The sequence below is a fragment of the Gemmatimonadota bacterium genome (assembly GCA_016714015.1).
GTDB lineage: Bacteria > Gemmatimonadota > Gemmatimonadetes > Gemmatimonadales > Gemmatimonadaceae > Pseudogemmatithrix.
This window is the reverse complement of sequence record JADJNZ010000005.1, coordinates 197,443-214,317: the sequence shown is the minus strand read 5'-3', so window position 1 is coordinate 214,317 and position 16,875 is coordinate 197,443. Positions and strand designations below refer to the sequence as shown.

16 protein-coding genes are annotated in these 16,875 nt (G+C 69.2%); 4 read left to right on the top strand and 12 right to left on the bottom strand.

What is annotated here, in order from left to right; translation table 11 throughout:
• Nucleotides 1–2 precede the first annotated feature (2 nt).
• On the bottom strand, nucleotides 3–2,054 hold the full coding sequence (locus tag IPJ78_11320) for a hypothetical protein (GenBank protein MBK7907137.1): 2,052 nt from the start codon (nucleotides 2,052–2,054) through the stop codon (nucleotides 3–5).
• A 310-nt stretch (nucleotides 2,055–2,364) separates the two neighbouring features.
• On the opposite strand from IPJ78_11320, the gene IPJ78_11315 reads away from it, so the two are divergent.
• Nucleotides 2,365–2,598, top strand: a complete 234-nt coding sequence (locus IPJ78_11315; GenBank protein MBK7907136.1) for a hypothetical protein — start codon at nucleotides 2,365–2,367, stop codon at nucleotides 2,596–2,598.
• Nucleotides 2,599–2,893: 295 nt separating this feature from the next.
• On the opposite strand, the gene gyrA is transcribed toward IPJ78_11315, so the two are convergent.
• From gyrA to IPJ78_11290, 5 genes are all read right to left on the bottom strand, one after another.
• Nucleotides 2,894–5,413, bottom strand: coding sequence for a DNA gyrase subunit A (gene gyrA / locus IPJ78_11310; GenBank protein MBK7907135.1), 2,520 nt, complete (start codon nucleotides 5,411–5,413; stop codon nucleotides 2,894–2,896).
• Nucleotides 5,414–5,673: 260 nt separating this feature from the next.
• On the bottom strand, nucleotides 5,674–6,390 hold the full coding sequence (locus IPJ78_11305) for a mechanosensitive ion channel (GenBank protein ID MBK7907134.1): 717 nt from the start codon (nucleotides 6,388–6,390) through the stop codon (nucleotides 5,674–5,676).
• Between the two features lie 17 nt (nucleotides 6,391–6,407).
• Entirely contained in the window at nucleotides 6,408–7,553 is a 1,146-nt protein-coding gene (locus IPJ78_11300) for a hypothetical protein (GenBank protein MBK7907133.1), read from the bottom strand.
• A 29-nt stretch (nucleotides 7,554–7,582) separates the two neighbouring features.
• Complete coding sequence (locus IPJ78_11295) at nucleotides 7,583–7,807, bottom strand: hypothetical protein (GenBank protein ID MBK7907132.1); 225 nt, start codon at nucleotides 7,805–7,807, stop codon at nucleotides 7,583–7,585.
• On the bottom strand, nucleotides 7,804–8,844 hold the full coding sequence (locus IPJ78_11290; protein MBK7907131.1) for a zinc-binding dehydrogenase: 1,041 nt from the start codon (nucleotides 8,842–8,844) through the stop codon (nucleotides 7,804–7,806). The genes IPJ78_11295 and IPJ78_11290 overlap by 4 nt, the downstream gene beginning before the upstream one ends.
• A 79-nt stretch (nucleotides 8,845–8,923) precedes the next feature.
• Between IPJ78_11290 and odhB the strand changes: the two genes are divergently transcribed.
• Nucleotides 8,924–10,171, top strand: a complete 1,248-nt coding sequence (gene odhB, locus IPJ78_11285; protein MBK7907130.1) for a 2-oxoglutarate dehydrogenase complex dihydrolipoyllysine-residue succinyltransferase — start codon at nucleotides 8,924–8,926, stop codon at nucleotides 10,169–10,171.
• 37 nt (nucleotides 10,172–10,208) lie between these two features.
• On the opposite strand, the gene IPJ78_11280 is transcribed toward odhB, so the two are convergent.
• Complete coding sequence (locus IPJ78_11280) at nucleotides 10,209–11,213, bottom strand: glycosyltransferase family 2 protein (protein ID MBK7907129.1); 1,005 nt, start codon at nucleotides 11,211–11,213, stop codon at nucleotides 10,209–10,211.
• Between the two features lie 66 nt (nucleotides 11,214–11,279).
• A complete protein-coding gene (locus IPJ78_11275) occupies nucleotides 11,280–11,651 on the bottom strand; it encodes a GxxExxY protein (protein ID MBK7907128.1) in 372 nt (123 codons plus the stop codon).
• A 123-nt stretch (nucleotides 11,652–11,774) separates the two neighbouring features.
• Here IPJ78_11275 and lpdA point away from each other — a divergent pair, with 123 nt between their 5' ends.
• Complete coding sequence (lpdA, locus tag IPJ78_11270; GenBank protein ID MBK7907127.1) at nucleotides 11,775–13,184, top strand: dihydrolipoyl dehydrogenase; 1,410 nt, start codon at nucleotides 11,775–11,777, stop codon at nucleotides 13,182–13,184.
• A 71-nt stretch (nucleotides 13,185–13,255) separates the two neighbouring features.
• Here the strand turns inward: lpdA and IPJ78_11265 are convergent, their stop codons facing one another.
• The 4 genes from IPJ78_11265 to IPJ78_11250 form a co-directional block, all read right to left on the bottom strand.
• A complete protein-coding gene (locus IPJ78_11265; GenBank protein MBK7907126.1) occupies nucleotides 13,256–13,783 on the bottom strand; it encodes a DinB family protein in 528 nt (175 codons plus the stop codon).
• A gap of 133 nt (nucleotides 13,784–13,916) precedes the next feature.
• Entirely contained in the window at nucleotides 13,917–14,216 is a 300-nt protein-coding gene (locus tag IPJ78_11260; GenBank protein MBK7907125.1) for a hypothetical protein, read from the bottom strand.
• On the bottom strand, nucleotides 14,216–14,788 hold the full coding sequence (locus IPJ78_11255) for an RNA polymerase sigma factor (protein MBK7907124.1): 573 nt from the start codon (nucleotides 14,786–14,788) through the stop codon (nucleotides 14,216–14,218). Before IPJ78_11255 ends, IPJ78_11260 begins: the two co-directional genes overlap by 1 nt.
• A 162-nt stretch (nucleotides 14,789–14,950) precedes the next feature.
• Nucleotides 14,951–16,072: a CoA transferase gene (locus tag IPJ78_11250; protein ID MBK7907123.1), complete on the bottom strand. Its 1,122-nt coding sequence runs from the start codon at nucleotides 16,070–16,072 to the stop codon at nucleotides 14,951–14,953.
• Nucleotides 16,073–16,231: 159 nt separating this feature from the next.
• On the opposite strand from IPJ78_11250, the gene IPJ78_11245 reads away from it, so the two are divergent.
• Complete coding sequence (locus IPJ78_11245) at nucleotides 16,232–16,804, top strand: hypothetical protein (GenBank protein ID MBK7907122.1); 573 nt, start codon at nucleotides 16,232–16,234, stop codon at nucleotides 16,802–16,804.
• Nucleotides 16,805–16,875 lie beyond the last annotated feature (71 nt).

The window sequence follows — 16,875 nt, the reverse complement described above, 5'->3', positions numbered from 1 at the left end:
GATCAGGGTACGAGCACCGTGACCAGACGATAGCCGCCGGCCCCTCGGATGGGTTCGGTGTCCTCGGCGATGGAGATCACGACACGGTAGTCGCCGGTCGATGGCAGCGTGAATGGATCCGAGAGCGAGTGCGTGCCGCCGCCCACGGTCAATCCGTCAGACAGGCGATACACGACCACGTTCCACAGTTGGTCCGTCCGGCCCTCCGAGGACGAGAGGATCGTCCGGATCACCTGCCCCTCGGTTCCGGTGAACATGAACTCGTCGCTGTCGCCAGCAAGTTCGATCCGCTCACCGTTGAGCGTGTCGCCGAAGGCGTGGCCGGTCGCTGGAAGGGATTCCGGCAGCGAATCGAGCAACGCGACGCGGAGCGCGTAGGTCCCCGTCAGTGGGACCAACGAAGTCGACGTCACGCGGAAGCGCCCAGTACCACCCGGCCCGCCCCGGAAGCGTCCAGTGGCCCCGTGGTAGTCGGTGCAGGCATAGACGAGCCAGCTCGGCTCCTCGAGGGTGGCGCACACGCTTCCCGTGCTGCCTGCACCCGAGTCGATGAAGATGTTGTACTCGCGCCCGTCGAGCATCGCGAACTCGAAGTCGTCCTCATCAGCAGCGGGCGCGAGCGGTTCCCCCTCGACCCACGTCCCGATCGGCAGGCTACGGGCGATGGCCTCGGGTGCGCGGTCGATCCGCGACATCTCCAGGCGATACGAGCCGATCGCCGACCCCGTCCCCCGGGACTCGAGCCGGTACACGCCCGGATCCCAAGCCGTGATCGAACGATAGGTCGTGGTCGCGCCTTGCATGAGGAAGTGGTCCCAGAGCTGGTCTCCGTTCGGGGCGAAGGCGCGCACCGCCGTCGATCCCTCGCGGTCGGCGCCAGAGACGATGTTGAGATCGACGACTTCCCGCTCGGCGAGCGAGACGTCGAACCGATCGACGTCCCCCGCTCGCTCGATGCCCTCGGTGACCACGGTGTCGATACCGGAGAGCGTCGCAGCCCGCGACTCCGGCGCGAGCGACACGCGGCGCAACTCCAGCCGGTACGGCGTCGTGATCGAGTCGCGCGGACCTCGCGAGCCCCCGCGCACGATGACGCGTTGACTTGCCCCGCTGGCCATCACGAACGTCGCGCCGCTCCCGTCCACACGCCTCGGCGGCGTGGCGAACGGCGCATTGCTGGGACCATCGACGGCGCCGGTGACCGTCACCAGCATCGGCCGCACCTGCGCACGCGTGAATGAGACGTCGAGGCGAAGCAGTTCTCCGGCGAGCGCTTCGAACTCATAGATGTCCACATCGCCGACATGATCGAGCGCGTCGAGGATCGTATCTCCCAACACGAAGGCCGCTGGACGGGACTCTGGACGCGGGTCGACGCGCTTGCTCCAGAATCGATACCGACCGTCGGCAACGGGCCGGGCGATCGCCGCACCCGTCGCGATGCTCTGGCCGAGGCGTACCGAATAGCCGCCATTGCCGGGAATCCGCACGCGCACGGCGTTGCGCTCGATCTCGCCGACGGTCCATGGATCGTCCGTCCCGGCAAGGACATTGCCGAGGGCGTCGGAGACCGAGAGCGCCACGGAATACGGATTCGTCGCCAGCGGCTGCAGCGCAAAGACGTACTCGACCCCCGAGTCACCGGTGAAGATGAAGCGGTCGACGTCCCACAGGGAGTCGAACTCCTCGTACGCGACGGTGTCCCCGAGCACCAGCGCGGCGGGGCCGTGCTCGACCCCCGTATCGTGCGCGAGAACGACGATCCGGAACGGTCCGCCGTCGCCGCCGGCCGCCGGGCGGGCGCGGAGGAAGTAGCGATGCGCGTCGGCGGTCATCGGGAGATGGAACACTCGCTCCGCGAGGTCCACCTGGGTGCCGATGCTGGACAGCGTTCCGATGACCGGTCCGAGCGAATCGGCGCGGATCTCAAGGATCAAGGAATCACCGGAAGACCCGCTCCGTGCCTGGAACATCACGCGCAGTCGATTGCCTTCGATCGACGTGAGGACGAACTCACGCGCCGCGTCGCCGCTGAGGGTCCCATCGAACGTCATGCCGGGAAAGAGAGAGACCGGCGGCGGCGGCGCGCTGGGCTCCGTAGGTCCTTCGGAGCACGAGCCCAACAGCAGCAGGGCGATCGAGCTCCACAGCAGCGATGACCCATGACGATTCATGGTCGATGACTCCGTCGATTCGCGAAGTGACGTGATGGCGCGCCCTCGATTCTATCCGCGGTTACATGCGGTCGCAACGGGGAAGAATGGTGGCGACATAACGCGCGCGTCCGCCAGGAGCTACCGGCTTGTGACGAGGCCGCCGATCGGTTCGTGCCGGCCCGTGAATGGCGCGACCGGTCGAGTCGAGATGACGACCGGACTACACGAGTTCGTGACCGGACAGATCGAGCTCGCAACCGGACAACTTGAGCTCGCGTTCGGACAACTCAAGCTCGCGGCCGGACAACTCGAGCTCGCGACCGGGGGAGTCGAGCTCGCGACCGGTCGTCTTGAGCTCGCGACCGGACGAGTCAAGCGCACGACCGGACAACTCCAGCGCACGACCGGACGACTCCATCTCGCGCCCGGACGACTGGAGTGAGCGACCGGGAGAGTCGAGCTCGCGACCGATCGACTTGAGTGCGCGACAGGATTGATCGAGCCCGCGACCGGGTGACTCAAGTCCATGACCGGATGGAATAGAGCCGTGGCGGGATGCAATACGGCCCTGACCGGATGGAATCGATCCACGATCGCGCGAAACAGGTCCACGACCGCGAGAGCAACGCGCGCATCGAGCCGCGATTCCCCCAACGAAAGAGGGGCCGAGCTCTCGCCCGACCCCTCCGCCGTTCTCTGTGCCCTCTGTGCCCTCTGTGGTGAAGGCTTCTAGCCGTTCACTCCGAAGGCGCGAGCTCGATCTGCTCATCCGGCCCCGCATCCCCTTCCCCACCCTCCGCATCGTCCTTGTCGTCCTGCACGACGCGCGCGATGGCGGCGACGACATCGCCCATGTCGAGGTTCTTGAGCCGCACGCCCTGCGCCACACGCCCGGTCTCGCGGATGTCCTTCACCGCGCACCGGAGTGATTGCCCACCGCGCGTGATGAGCATCAGCCCGTCCTCCGGCAGCACCTCGAGCAGGCCGACCACATCGCCGGTGCGCTCGGTGCGCTTGACGGTCAGGATGCCCTTCCCGCCGCGGCCCTGCACCCGGTACTCCTCGATGCTCGTGAGCTTGCCGAGCGCGAGTTCGGTGACGACGAGCAGCGACGCGTCGCGCTTGACGACCACCATGCCGACGACCTTGTCGCCGTCGCCGAGCGCGACGCCCTTCACGCCGGTCGTGTCGCGGCCCATCGCGCGGGCCTCCTGCTCATGGAAGCGGATGCTCAGGCCGTGCTTGGTCACCAGCACCACGTCGTTCGTGCCGCTCGTGATCTGCACGTCGATCAGCTCGTCGCCCTCCTCGAGCTTGATGCCCTTGATGCCGGTCGATCGGACGTTCGAGTACTCGCTCAGCGCGGTCTTCTTCACCGTGCCCAGGCGGGTGCAGAACATCAGGTACTCGTTGTCGGTGAACTCCTTCACCGGCACGATCGCCCGCACCGTGGTGTCGGGCGTGACGTTGATGAGGTTCACGATCGGCTTGCCGCGCGTCGCGCGGCCGCCCTCGGGGATCTCGTGCACCTTGAGCCAGAAGCACCGCCCGTCCTGCGTGAAGACGAGCAGGTAGTCGTGCGTCTTGGCGACGAAGAGGTGCTCGACGAAGTCGTCGGTGCGGAGCTCCGCCCCCTTGGTCCCCTGCCCGCCGCGGCGCTGCTTGCGGTACGTCGAGATCGAGGTGCGCTTGATGTAGCCCGCGTGCGAGATGGTGACGACCATCTCCTCGTTGGCGATGAGGTCCTCGATGGAGAACTCGCCCTCGTCGCTGACGATCTCGGTGCGGCGCTCGTCGCCGTAGGTCGTGACCAGCGCGGCGAGCTCGTCCTTCATCACCTGCATGCGCGCCGACTTGGACGCCAGCAGCGCCTCGAGCTCCTTGATCTGCCCGCGCACCTCGGCCAGCTCCTCCTCGAGCTTCTCGATCTCGAGGCCGGTGAGCTTGGCGAGGCGCATGTTGAGCACCGCCTCGGCCTGCCGCTCCGAGAGCTTGAAGCGCCGCTGCAGCTGCTCGCTCGCCTGCGGCGTGTCCTCGGCCGCGCGGATGACCTTGATCACCTCGTCGATGTTGTCGACGCAGATCTTGAGGCCCTCGAGGATGTGCTCGCGCTCCTTCGCCTTGTCGAGGTCGAACTGCGTCCGGCGGACGATGACCTCGTGGCGGTGCGCGATGTAGTGCTGGAGCACCTCGCGCATCCCCATGATCTTCGGCACGAGGCGGCGGGTCGCCGCATCGGGCACCAGCGCGAGCATGATCACGCCGAACGTCGACTGCATCGACGTGTGCTTGTAGAGCTGGTTGAGCACGACCTTCGGGATCGCGTCGCGCTTGAGCTCGATCACGATGCGGGTGTTCGCGTCCGACTCGTCACGCAGGTCGGAGACGCCCTCGACCTTCTTGTCGCGCACCAGCTCGGCGATGCTCAGCACGAGGTTGGCGCGGTTCACCTGGTACGGCAGCTCGGTGACGACGATCTGCGACTTGTTGGAGGACTCCTTCTCCTCGATCACCGCGCGGGCGCGCATGATCACCTTGCCGCGGCCCGTCTCGATGTAGTCCTTGATCCCCGCGCGGCCGTAGATGAACGCGCCGGTGGGGAAGTCGGGGCCCTTCACGATCCCGCGCAGCGCCTCGACCGAGAGCTCCGGGTCGTCGATCATCGCCATCACCGCGGCGGCGACCTCGCGCATGTTGTGCGGCGGGATGTTCGTCGCCATGCCCACCGCGATGCCCGACGAGCCGTTGATCAGCAGGTTCGGCACCGCCGACGGCAGGACGGTCGGCTCCTCGAGGCGGTCGTCGAAGTTCGGCGCGAAATCGACGGTGTTCTTGTCGATGTCGGTGAGCATCTCCACCGCGATCCGCGTGAGGCGCGACTCGGTGTAGCGGTAGGCCGCCGCGGGGTCGCCGTCGACGGAGCCGAAGTTGCCCTGGCCGTCCACCAGCGGATAGCGCAGCGAGAAGTCCTGCACCATGCGCACGAGCGCGTCGTACACCGACTGGTCGCCGTGCGGGTGGTACTTGCCGAGCACGTCGCCGACGACGGTCGCGGACTTCTTGTACGGACGCCCCGGCACCAGCCCGAGCTCGTTCATCGCGTACAGCACGCGCCGGTGCACCGGCTTGAGCCCGTCGCGCACGTCCGGCAGCGCGCGGCTCACGATGACGCTCATCGAGTAGTTGATGAACGACTCCCTGACCTCGTCCTGGATGAGACGCGGGAGGATCCGTTCGCGGTTGTTCGGAGCGGTCATTTGCAGAGGGGAACGAGGAGTCCGTGGGGCGTTCTCGTGCGACCCCCGAATTTACTCCGCGGGAGAGCTGATTTCAATCGAATTTCGCGGGATTCTCGGGGACTTGAACGGCCTCACCACAGAGGGCACAGAGGACACCGAGAACGGCGGAGAGGGGCGTTGGGGAAGGGCGGATCGCCGCGGACGACAGCGCCGCAGCAGTCCTCCGCGGTTCTCTGTGCCCTCTGTGCCCTCTGTGGTGACCGCCGTTGCAGGAGGACTCAGCCCCGCGTCCCGCTCCCCGCATCGAAGTCGTCCCGCTCGTTCTCCGCCGCGATCGCGTCCCGCTCGGCGCGCCACCGCTCGTACCAGGCCCGCGTCACCTCGCCCGCGAGGTCGCGGTTCCCCAGCCCGAACGAGAGCGCCAGCGCCAGCGCGATCGCGCCGAAGATGATCGCGAACGCCGTCGTGACGATGTCCGTCGCCACGCCCAGTTCCTGCAGCGACATGAACACCGCGAGCAGGATCACCCCGCCCTTCCCCGCGCGCGCGAGCATCGGGCCGCCGTCCAGCCGCGGCGTGCTCGCGAGGATGAGCGCCCCCACGAAATCACCGAGCACGATGCCGAGGATCACGATCACGATCGCCGCGATCACGCTCGGGATGTAGCTCACGAGCTCGCTGAACACCTGCCCGAGGTAGTCGATCCCCAGCGCGTCGGCGGCGACGAGCATCGCGGTGAAGAGCACGAACCAGAAGACGAGGTTCGCCACGACACGCGTGGGGTTCACCGGCGCGCCCGTATGGTCGCGCGCGGGGATGCCGCCGCGCTTGAGCACGTCGTTCAGGTGGATCCGCCGCAGGATGCTCCCCACGCCCCGCTGCGCGAGCTTCGCGATGAAGAACCCGATCGCGAGCACCACGCCCGCCGCGAACATCGACGGGATGAACTGCCAGATGCGCTGGAGGCTCTCGAGGAGCCGATCGTAGAACGTCACGGGATCACCGATGGGCGCTAGAAGGTGAAGCTCAGGAGGGAGTGCTTGCCGGGCGCACCCAGCGCGGCCACGGCGAGTCCGGTCGGCGTGACGCGCACGCGCTCGAGCCAGGCGAGGCGTCCCGCATCGCGATCGGGCTGGATGTAGCGCTCGGCCATCGCCACGCCGGCCACGGCGCCGAGCGTCGCGAAGCCGAGCGTGAGCGACTCGCCGCGATCGGCCTCGCCCGCGGCGAGGATGCCCACGCCCATGCCCATGAGCGCACCGGCGACACCGCCGAGCGCGACGAGGTTCGCCTCGCTGCGCGTATGGTCGTAGCGGCGCACGAGCGTGCGCTCGGTGAGGAGGATGCCGAGCCAGCCGCCGGCGAGGAGCGACGTCGCGACGGTCTCGCTGTTGGGCGAGCTGCTCGCGATCGCGGTCCCCGCGGCCATCGCGCCGATCGTCGCGCCGGTCCACAGCGTCTGCAGGTCGCCGACGGTGAGGTTGTGCGGCGCGACGCCGGCGTACCAGCGCCCGGCGAAGTAGCCGCCGAGCCCGGCGGCCGTCCAGAGGAGCGCCGAGCTGGCGCGATCGACACCGGCCGAATCGAAGGGATCGGCATCGCCCGCGAAGGTGAGCGCCACCGCGGTGCCCATCGCGAGGTCGTGCCCCATCACCGTCGCGGCGGCCTCGCCGCCGGTGAGTCCACCGCCGAAGTACAGACCCGAGCCCGCGCCGACGAGTCCGCCGAGCAGCACCGCGGCCGCGCCGGTGCGCATCTCGGTCTCGCCCTGCGTGACGATGAGCAGCGCGCCGCCGGCGCCGCGGAGCGCCATCGCGGGCGACATGAGCGCGCGCGCCTCGGTGATGCGCACGTGACGCGTCATCTCCGCCGCGGCGAAGAAGGTCCCGCCCGCCATCACGAGATAGCCCGCGCTCCCGGTGAGGCCGTCACGCCCGACCATCGTCGCGAACGCGGGCGCGTAGACCGTGAGGCCGAGGACCGTCTGGTCGCGCACGAAGCGGGCGCGCAACTCGCGACTCGAACCCCAGCGGGGCCCGAGCGTATCGGCGGCGGTGGAGCCTTGGACGAACTCGATCCGGCGCGGCGGCTCCTGCTGCGCGCCGACGACGGTCGAGAGGAACGCCAGCGCGACGAGCGCGCGATGGAGGGGTCGCATCGCAGGAAATGTAGCGTGGCGACCGGGCGCTAGTTGCGCGTCCCGCGCTTGAGGTCGAAGAGCACGCTGCGATGGCACTGCGGACAGAGGAGCCACTCGCGCTGCCGCGCGTACCCGAGTCCGAAGCTCCCGCCGCCGATCGAGCGGGGACGCATCCGCACCGCGCAGCGTGGGCAGTCGGCGTGTCCGTCGCGACCATAGGCCTCGCGCACGGACTTCTCCTCCGCCGCGTCGAACTGCGCGCGCTCGGTCATGGTGCGATCCGCACGACGACCTTCCCGAACTGCGCCCCGCTCTCGAGGCGCGCGAAGGCCGCGCGCGCGTCGGCGAGCGGATGCACCGAGTCGATCGGCGGCACGAGCCGCCCCGCCGCGAGCTCCGCGCCGATCGCCGCGAACTCGGCCGCGTTCCCCATCGTCGAGCCCATGATCGTCCACTGGTGCCAGAAGAGGCGACGCACGTCCATCGCGAGCGTGGGCCCCGTGGTGCCGCCGCAGGTGACGAGCCGCCCGCCACGCCCGAGCGCGAGGAGCGACTGGTCCCAGGTGCGCTGCCCGGTGGAGTCGATGATCACGTCCGCGCCCCTGCGGCCCGTGCGCTTCCGCACCTCGAGCCCGAGGTCCTTCATGTGATGGTCGAGGCCGTCGTCGGCCCCGAGCGCGCGGGCCCGCGCGAGCTTCGCCTCGCTCCCCGAGGTCACGATGACGTGCGCGCCGCGCGCCTTGCAGATCTGGAGCGCCGCGAGCGCCACGCCGCCGCCGATCCCCCAGATGAGCACCGTCTCGCCTGGCTGCACCTGCGCGCGCGTGACGCACATCCGCCAGGCGGTGAGCGTCGCGAGCGTGAAGGCCGCCGCGACCTCGTCGCTCACACCGTCCGGCACGGGCTGCACGTTCGTCGCGGGGAGCACGATCTCCTCGGCGAGGGTGCCCGGCGCATGCTCGCCGAGGAGCTGGAAGCGGATGCAGAGCGAGTGCTCGCCGCGGCGGCAGAAGTCGCAGGCGCGGCAGGAGAGCCCCGGATTGATCATCACGCGCGTCCCGACCGCGACCTCGGTCACGTCCGGCGAGACCTCGGCGACGACGCCCATCCCGTCGCCGCCGAGGATCCAGGGTGGCGTGATCGTCACGCCCGGCAGTCCGCCGAGCGTCCAGAGGTCGAGGCGATTGAGGGCCGCCGCGCGGAGACGCACGCGCACATGCCCCGCCTCCGGCAGCACCGGCGCGGCGAGGTCATCGCGGTAGCGGAGCTGGTCCAATCCGCCATGGGCGTCGATGGTGAGTGCCCGCACGCCTGCGTACCCCCGTTATATTCGAGGACGACCGGTCACGCGGACGCGCGACTGATCCACCCCCGACGAACCTGCCGCGATGATCCCCATCAAGGTCCCGCCGCTCGGCGAGAGCATCACTGAAGCGACCATCTCCCGCTGGAACAAGAAGGAGGGCGATGCGGTCGCGATCGGCGAGACGCTGGTCGAACTGGAGACGGATAAGATCACCGTCGAGGTGCCGGCGCTCAATGCCGGCGTCCTCGTGAAGCGCCTGAAGCAGGAAGGCGACGTGGTGCAGCTGGCGGAACTGCTCGCCGAACTCGACGAGACCGCGACGGCCTCCGCCGCCGCCCCCGCTGAAGCGCCCGCGAAGCCCACTGTGTCCCCTGTGCCCCCTGTGGTTCAGGCTGTTACCGTGCCGGCTCCCGCATCCCCCGCCCCCGACCTCCGCACCGCCCCGAGCGCCCAGCGCCTCGCCGCGGAACAGGGCGTGGACCTCCGGACCGTCCAAGGCACCGGCCGCGGCGGCGTGATCAGCAAGCCCGACGTGATCGCCGCGATGGACGCCCCGAAGCCCTCGGCTCCGCCGTCCTCTGTGCCCTCTGTGCCCTCTGTGGTGAAGGCCGTTGCCGTTCCCGCACCCGGCCTCCGCGAGACCCGCGAGAAGATGACGACGCGCCGCAAGCGCATCGCCGACAATCTCCTCAACGCCCAGCACTCCACCGCGCACCTCACGACGTTCAACGAGATCGACATGTCCGCCGTGTCGACCTTCCGCGAGCGGATGAAGGAGCGCGTCGAGAAGGAACATGGCGTGAAGCTCAGCTTCATGCCGTTCTTCGCCAAGGCCGCATGCATGGCGCTCAAGGCCTTCCCGGTGGTCAACGCGCAGATCGACGGCGACTCCGTCATCTACAAGCACTACGTGAACCTCGGCATCGCCGTCGCCAGCGACGCGGGCCTCGTCGTGCCGAACGTGAAGGACGCCGACCGGATGGGGATGATCGGCTTCTCCAAGGCGATGAATGCCGTCGCCAAGCGCGCGCGCGACGGCAAGCTGACGATGGACGACCTCACCGGCGGCACGTTCACGATCACGAACGGCGGCGTGTTCGGCTCGCTCATCTCCACGCCGATCATCAACTTCCCGCAGGTCGCGATCCTCGGGCTCCACAAGACGCAGGACCGCGCGATGGTCGTGAACGGCCAGGTCGTCGTCCGCCCGATGATGTACGTCGCCCTCAGCTACGACCACCGGATCATCGACGGGCAGCAGGCCGTGCTCTTCCTCGTCCGCGTGAAGGAGCTGATGGAGGACCCCGCCGCGATGCTGATCGACGACTGAGTCGGGGCGACGCGCCCGACGCGCCGTCCGCGTCCGGTCAGCGCAGCCCGAGCATCGCCACGGCCGCCCGCAGCCACTCCGGCTCCGGGCGGCCGTCCGCTTGGCAGGCCCCAGCGATGGCACCGAGTCGGCGCGCGAGCTCGAGACGCGCATGGCGCGGCCCGTCGATCACGCCATGCGCCGGCAACGCCGCGAGGGCCGCGCGCGCCGCATCGACGAGCGAGAGGTCGGCCTCGCCGCGCAGGCTCGCCTCGCCCGGGAAGCACTCGGCGCGCGCGATGCGCAGCGAGGCCGAGATCCCGAACTCCATCCGCGCGAGGTAATCGCCGGTGCAGCGCGACGGCGGGATGAGGTGCCGCAGCGCCTGCCGCGCGACCACGCCCACCTGCTCGCCCGCGGCCACCGCGCCGAAGATGATCTGCGCGTCGTCGCCCGCCGAGAGCGCCTCGCCGCGGCGACCGGTGAGGGTGTAGCGGCCGCTCGTCGTAGCCGTCGCCCACCGCTCCGCCGCGGCGCGGCGCGTGACGAGTCCCGACCCGACGGGGAAGTACGGTGCCCAGGTCATCGCGCGGCCGAATTCGTCGTGCCCGTGCGCGCGCTCCTGGAAGAAGGGGCGCATGTCGCGTTCGATCCAGTGCGCGACAGGCCCCGTGTACTCGACGACGATGGTGCCGGCGCCCCAGACGGAGACCTCTGGGTGCGCGGCGGCCGCGGACGCGACTTGGACGAGATAGTCGGGCTCGGGGACGTTGTCGTCGTCGAACCAGACGAGCACCTCGCCGGTCGTCGCGGCGATCCCCGCGCGCCGCGCGACCGAGAGGCCGGGCTCCTCGCAGCGCACGATGCGCGCCCAGGGCTCACGCTCGACGAAGAGCCGCTCCTCCGCCCGCTCGGCGAGGGGATGCGCGCTGGCCGAGTCGACGAGCACGAACTCGCGCGTCCAGCCGGCCGGGACCTTGAGTGCCTCGATGCCGACCAGCACCCGGCGGAGGGTGTCAGGGTCCGGGTTGCGGGTGCAGGTCAGGAGCGAGATCGTCGGCATCGTGTTCGCAAGTTACTGCAACGGCGGTCACCACAGAGGGCACAGAGGACACAGAGAACGGCGGAGTCAGACGACCAGGCGGCTGATGCCCTCCGTCAATCTCAGGACGTTGAAGTTGATGAGGAGGCCACGACGGATGCCAGTCAGTTTGAGATAGGTGATCAACTGCGCACGGTGCACCTCGAGCAGGAGATCGACTGACTTGAGCTCCACGATGAGTTGGCCGTTCACCAGCAAGTCCAAGCGAAAGGAGGCGTCCACGAGCTCGCCGGCGTACCGCACCGGGACCCTGACCTGCCGTGCGAACGGCACGCCGCGCCTTCGCAGTTCGTGGCAGAGGCAGGCAGAGTATACCGATTCCAGCAAGCCTGGCCCGAGCTCCCTGTGCACCGCGATCGCCGCCCCGATCACCGCATGACTGACCTGATCGCGCATCACCACCCTCCGCCGTTCTCTGTGCCCTCTGTGTCCTCTGTGGTGATACGCCGTTCCCCTTGCATCCCGGGACCCCGACCCCGCACCCCGCATCGTTAGATTGCGGGCGTCACCAACCCCGAGCCCATGCCCGACCCGATCCTCTCCCCCGACGTCGTCGTCATCGGCGGCGGCCCCGGCGGCTACGTCGCCTCGATCCGCGCCGCGCAGCTCGGCCTCTCGGTGGTCTGCGTCGAAGCCGACAAGACCCTCGGCGGCACCTGCGTCAACGTCGGCTGCATCCCGTCCAAGGCCCTCCTCGGCTCGTCGGAGCACTACGACTTCGCCCGGCACCACGCCGCCGAGCACGGGATCGACTTCACCGGCGTCTCGTTCGACCTCGCGCGCATGATGAAGCGCAAGGACGACGTCGTCGCGCAGAACACCAAGGGGGTCGAGTTCCTCTTCAAGAAGAACAAGGTCACCTGGGCCAAGGGCTTCGGGACGCTCAAGGCCGGCAACGCCGTCGAGGTGCGCGCCGCCGACGGCGCCGTGACCAGCTACGCCGCGAAGCACGTCATCATCGCCACCGGCTCCGTGCCGATGGAGCTCCCCTTCCTCAAGTTCGACGAAGAGCGGATCCACTCGAACGTCGGAGCGCTGAGGATCCCCGAGGTGCCCAAGCACCTCATCGTGATCGGCGGCGGAGTGATCGGCCTCGAGCTCGGCTCCGTCTGGCGCCGCCTCGGCGCGCAGGTCACCGTGATCGAGTACGCGCCGACCATCCTCCCCGGCAACGACGCCGACGTCATCAAGGACGCGACGCGGATCTTCACCAAGCAGGGGCTCACGCTCCACACCGGCACCAAGGTGACCGGCGGCCACCGCGATGGTGCGCGCGTGGTGATCACCACCGAGAGGGATGGCGCGGCGCAGACGTTCGAGGCCGACCATGTGCTCGTGTCGATCGGCCGCCGCCCGTCACTCTCCGGGATCGACGCCGTCGCCCTCGGCCTGCGGCTCGGCGCGCGCGGCGAGATCGTCGTGGATGACCAGCTGCGGACCAACCTGCCGAACGTCTTCGCCATCGGCGACGCGGTCGGCGGCAAGCTGCTCGCGCACAAGGCCGAGGACGAGGGTGTGATCGCCGCCGAGGTGATCGCCGGCAAGCGGGTGCACATGCACTACCACAACATGCCGGGCGTGGTCTACACCTGGCCCGAGATCGCGACCTGCGGCCAGACCGAGGCCGAGGTGAAGGCGAGCGGACGCGCGTACAAGGTGGGGAAGTTCCCGTTCTCGGCGAACGGCCGTGCGCGCACCATGGGCAACACCGACGGCTTCGTGAAGTTCGTCACCGACGCCGCGACCGACGAGATCCTCGGCTGCCACATGATCGGCCCCAACGTGAGCGACCTGTTGAGCGAGGTCGTGCTGGCGATGGAGTACCGCGGCACGGCGGACGACATCGGCGGGACGGTGCACTCGCACCCGACGCTCAGCGAGGTCGTGAAGGAAGCGGCGCTGGGGGCGCTGGGAAGGGCGTTGCACGTCTGAGATGAAGGCTGAATGATGAAGGATGAAGGTGGAGAGCAACACCGATCACTTCCCCCTTCATCCTTCAGCCTTCATCCTAGATATCGCTCCTGCACGACCCCCAGGTGGTGCAACAGATGCCCCGCCGTGATCCAGGCGATCGCGCGCACCGTGATCGGCTTGCCGTTGGCGGTGCCTGCGCGCGTCCACGCCTCCTCGGGGAGGCCATGAAAGAGCGTGACCGAGGCCTCGCGCACTGACTCGAGCTCGTCCATGATCGAGTCCATCGACCTCGCGCCCGCGCCGCTCATCGGGGCGTAGGTGTTCTCGTCCCAGCCCGGGAGCGGCGTCTGGTCGCCGCGCGCGATGCGGAGCGCGCGGTACACGAAGATCCGCTCGGCGTCGGCGCAGTGGAGGAGGACCTCCTTGAGCGTCCACTTCCCCGGCGCGTAGGCGTGGTCGCCGCGCTCCTCGTCGAGGTCGTGCAGGAGCGCCGCGGCGATCTCGGCGCCGCCGATGAGCGCCTCGACGACGTCGCCGTCCGGGACCTGCGAGACGTATCCGGCATAGAACGACGGGTACTCGTCCGGGGAGGGGCGCTGTGCGCGATGCGAGGTCACTGGGGCTCCTGTCGAGGCGGTGAGGGGCAGAATCTAGCGCGGCGGCACCGGCGCGCGGCGTCCGGCACCGACGCGGGAACAAGAAAGGCTGCCCTCGCGGGCAGCCTTTCGAGAGAGCGGAGCCGGGACGAACTCAATCGTCCGCGAGCTTCGCCAGGATCTGGGAGGGCAGGTACGAGGGCGTCACCATGCGGCGACGGCGACCCGTCTCCGCGCTGATGCGCTTCCAGAGCTCGATCTCGCGCTGGGCGGCGCTGAGCGCGGTCTCGTTCACCTTGTCGCCGTCGAGGTAGGCGTGCACCGCGGACGGGAGTTCCGTCCCCGGCGGCGTGACCTCGCGGTCGGCAGCGGTGGGCTCGGCCTGCTGGGCAGGACGAGCAGCGTCGGTCGCCGGCTGGCGGACCACATCACGGGGGTCGAGCGAATCTTGCATCACGAGTATCGATCCTCCAGGAGCTTCTGCAGCGCCTCACGGGCGCGATGGACACGCATCTTCAGGGCACCGACCGTCGCGTCGAGCAGCTCGGCCATCTCTTCGTACGACCGACCTTCGACGTGCTTCATCACGAACGCTTCCCGCAGTGAGGACGGGAGGGCCTGCAACGCGCCGTCGAGATCCCGGCGCATCTCCCCCCGGTCCAACTCTTCCTCGGGGGTCTCCAATCCAGACGGTTGATCGTCCTCTTCGTAACTGAGGTGCGTGCGCCGGATGTTCTTGAGCCAGTCCTTGCACCCGTTCGCCACGATCCGGAACACCCAGGCATCGAACCGGCCTCGGACCTCACCCAGGTGATGGAACGCCTTGATGAACGAGACCTGCAGGATGTCCTCCGCCACGTCCGCGCTGCCCGTCATCCCGTAGGCGTGGCGATACAGCGGATCGCTGTAGCGCTCGATCAGGATGCCGAAGGCATTGCGGTCACCGGCGAGCACGCGGTCGATGACCGCTTGATCGGCGTCGAACGATTCGTCGGGAGCAGTAGGCTCGGTGCTGGTCTGTGGCACGGTGCTAGTGTAATCCCAACACCGCGCCGCGGACAGGGCCTCCGCTACCGACGGACCGTGCGAACCCGGTTCGTCGCATAGCAGGGACGAGCAATCGTGAGGGAGGTCACAGCTTCAGAAGGCAGAAGGGAGAAGGGCGAAGGGGGACGCGGACCCCGAGGCTCATCCGCTGAACGCGCCCCAACCGGTCGCCCTGACGGCGGCGCCCTGTTCGTCGAGCCGCGGCGGTGGGCGGCGGACGCGCCCGGGGGCTTGGGGGGCGACGCCCGTCAGGGCGGAGGCCTCCACCGCCTTGAGCGCCTCAAGCACCGGCTTCACGACCCCGCAGGGGACGCCGGCGTCCTCGAGCCGCGCGATCCAGTGCGCGGCCGGGGCCGAGCGCACGCGTGCGGCGATCGCGCCCACCACCCGGGCGCGCGCGGCGAGGCGGCCCGCGTTGGTCGCGAGCGACGCGTCGTGCGCGAGCGTGTCGAGCCCGAGCGCCTGCGCGCACGAGACGAACTGCGCGTCGCTCCCCACCGCGATGACGAGCGGGCGGTCCGCCGCCTCGAAGAGCTCGTACGGCACCAGGTTGGGGTGCGCGTTCCCCCAGCGCCGCGCCTCGTCGCCGGAGACAAGCGCGTTCTGCGCCACGTTCACCAGCGCCGCCGTCGCGCTGTGCGCGAGCGAGACCGTCAGGCGCCGGTCCGCACTCGTGTGCGCGGCGCGATGGCCCGCGCCCGTCCGAGCGCGCCCGACCAGCGCCCCGAGGATCGCAAGGGCCGCGTCCTTTCCCGCGAGCACGTCGGCGAGCGCCACCCCGACCTTCATCGGCCCTCCCTCCGCCTCGCCGGTGATCGCCATCCAGCCCGATTCGGCCTGGACGACGAAGTCGTAACCGGGACGAGGACTGTCGAGCCCGAAGCCGGTGATGGTGCACCAGATGAGCTGCGGGTGCCGCCGGAGCATCTCGTCGGCCCCGAGGCCGCGACGCTCGAGGGTGCCGGGCCGGAAGTTCTCGAGCACGACGTCCGTGCCGGCGATGAGGCGCTCGAGAAGGGCCCGATCGGCCGGCAGGGCGAGGTCGGCGGCGACGCTGAGCTTGTTGCGATTGGCGGACAGGTAGTAGGCGCTTTCGCCGCGTTCGTCGAACGGCGGCCCCCAGCCGCGGGTCTCGTCACCGGTGCCGGGCCGCTCGATCTTGATGACATCGGCCCCGAGATCGCCGAGGATCATGCCGGCGAGCGGCCCGGCGAGTACGCGGGAAAGGTCGAGTATTCTGATGCCATCGAGCGGAAGATGCATTATGATGTCGTGGTGATGACTTGTTAACGACAGTACGGGCGATGTAACAGACGCGACGAAAATGCTCGAAATTCACCACTTGTACTACTTGCGTACAAGCTGAAAAATCATATACTTGCGCGCGTTCATATCGCGCAGCACCTCGCAACGGAAGCCAACATGCCTGATACCGAGAAGCCGGCCGAAGCGGCCGCCGCTCCTGTCGTCCCGCCCAAGCGCCACCCCGGCCACCGCGGCCAGGACGTCCGCGACACCGTGGCCGAGATGGCCGCGAAGGCCCACGAGATCTCGCTGGAGGCCGGCAGCAAGATGGCCGCCGCCATGAAGGACGTCGTCGGCGCGGCCGCCGGACTCGTGGCCTTCTCCATCGAATCCGCCCGCGACCTCGTGCAGTACATGGTCCGTCGCGGCCAGATGACGCAGGATGAGGCCGACAAGCTCGTGCGCGACGCCGAGGAGGCGTGGCTCAAGAAGAACAAGGGCAAGACGCTCCCCAAGGTCGCTGTCCCGGCCCCGGTCGCCAAGCCCTTGGTCGTCTCGTCGCCGCCGAAGCCCGCGATCGTCGCGAAGCCCGCGGCCGCGCCCGCCAAGGCCGCCCCGGCTAAGCCGGCCGCCAAGCCTGTCGCCAAGCCGGCCGCCGCCCCGGCGAAGGCTGCGGTCAAGCCCGCGGCCAAGAAGCCCGCGCCGGCCGCCAAGAAGGTCGTCGCCAAGAAGCCGACGCCGCACAAGTAGCGCTCGGCGGTCCCGCTCGACCCCGCGAGAGCGCACCTTTCGGGTGCGCTCTCTGCGTTTCCGCCCTGCGC

Coding starts and splice junctions, on each gene's coding strand:
- IPJ78_11300 (MBK7907133.1), bottom strand. CDS start 7,553: ATGCGACCCCTCCATCGCGCGCTCGTCGCGCTGGCGTTCCTCTCGACC.
- IPJ78_11245 (MBK7907122.1), top strand. CDS start 16,232: ATGCCTGATACCGAGAAGCCGGCCGAAGCGGCCGCCGCTCCTGTCGTC.
- IPJ78_11320 (MBK7907137.1), bottom strand. CDS start 2,054: ATGACGTTCGATGGGACCCTCAGCGGCGACGCGGCGCGTGAGTTCGTC.
- IPJ78_11260 (MBK7907125.1), bottom strand. CDS start 14,216: ATGCAAGATTCGCTCGACCCCCGTGATGTGGTCCGCCAGCCGGCGACC.
- IPJ78_11280 (MBK7907129.1), bottom strand. CDS start 11,213: ATGCCGACGATCTCGCTCCTGACCTGCACCCGCAACCCGGACCCTGAC.
- odhB (MBK7907130.1), top strand. CDS start 8,924: ATGATCCCCATCAAGGTCCCGCCGCTCGGCGAGAGCATCACTGAAGCG.
- lpdA (MBK7907127.1), top strand. CDS start 11,775: ATGCCCGACCCGATCCTCTCCCCCGACGTCGTCGTCATCGGCGGCGGC.
- gyrA (MBK7907135.1), bottom strand. CDS start 5,413: ATGACCGCTCCGAACAACCGCGAACGGATCCTCCCGCGTCTCATCCAG.
- IPJ78_11250 (MBK7907123.1), bottom strand. CDS start 16,072: ATGCATCTTCCGCTCGATGGCATCAGAATACTCGACCTTTCCCGCGTA.
- IPJ78_11315 (MBK7907136.1), top strand. CDS start 2,365: ATGACGACCGGACTACACGAGTTCGTGACCGGACAGATCGAGCTCGCA.
- IPJ78_11295 (MBK7907132.1), bottom strand. CDS start 7,807: ATGACCGAGCGCGCGCAGTTCGACGCGGCGGAGGAGAAGTCCGTGCGC.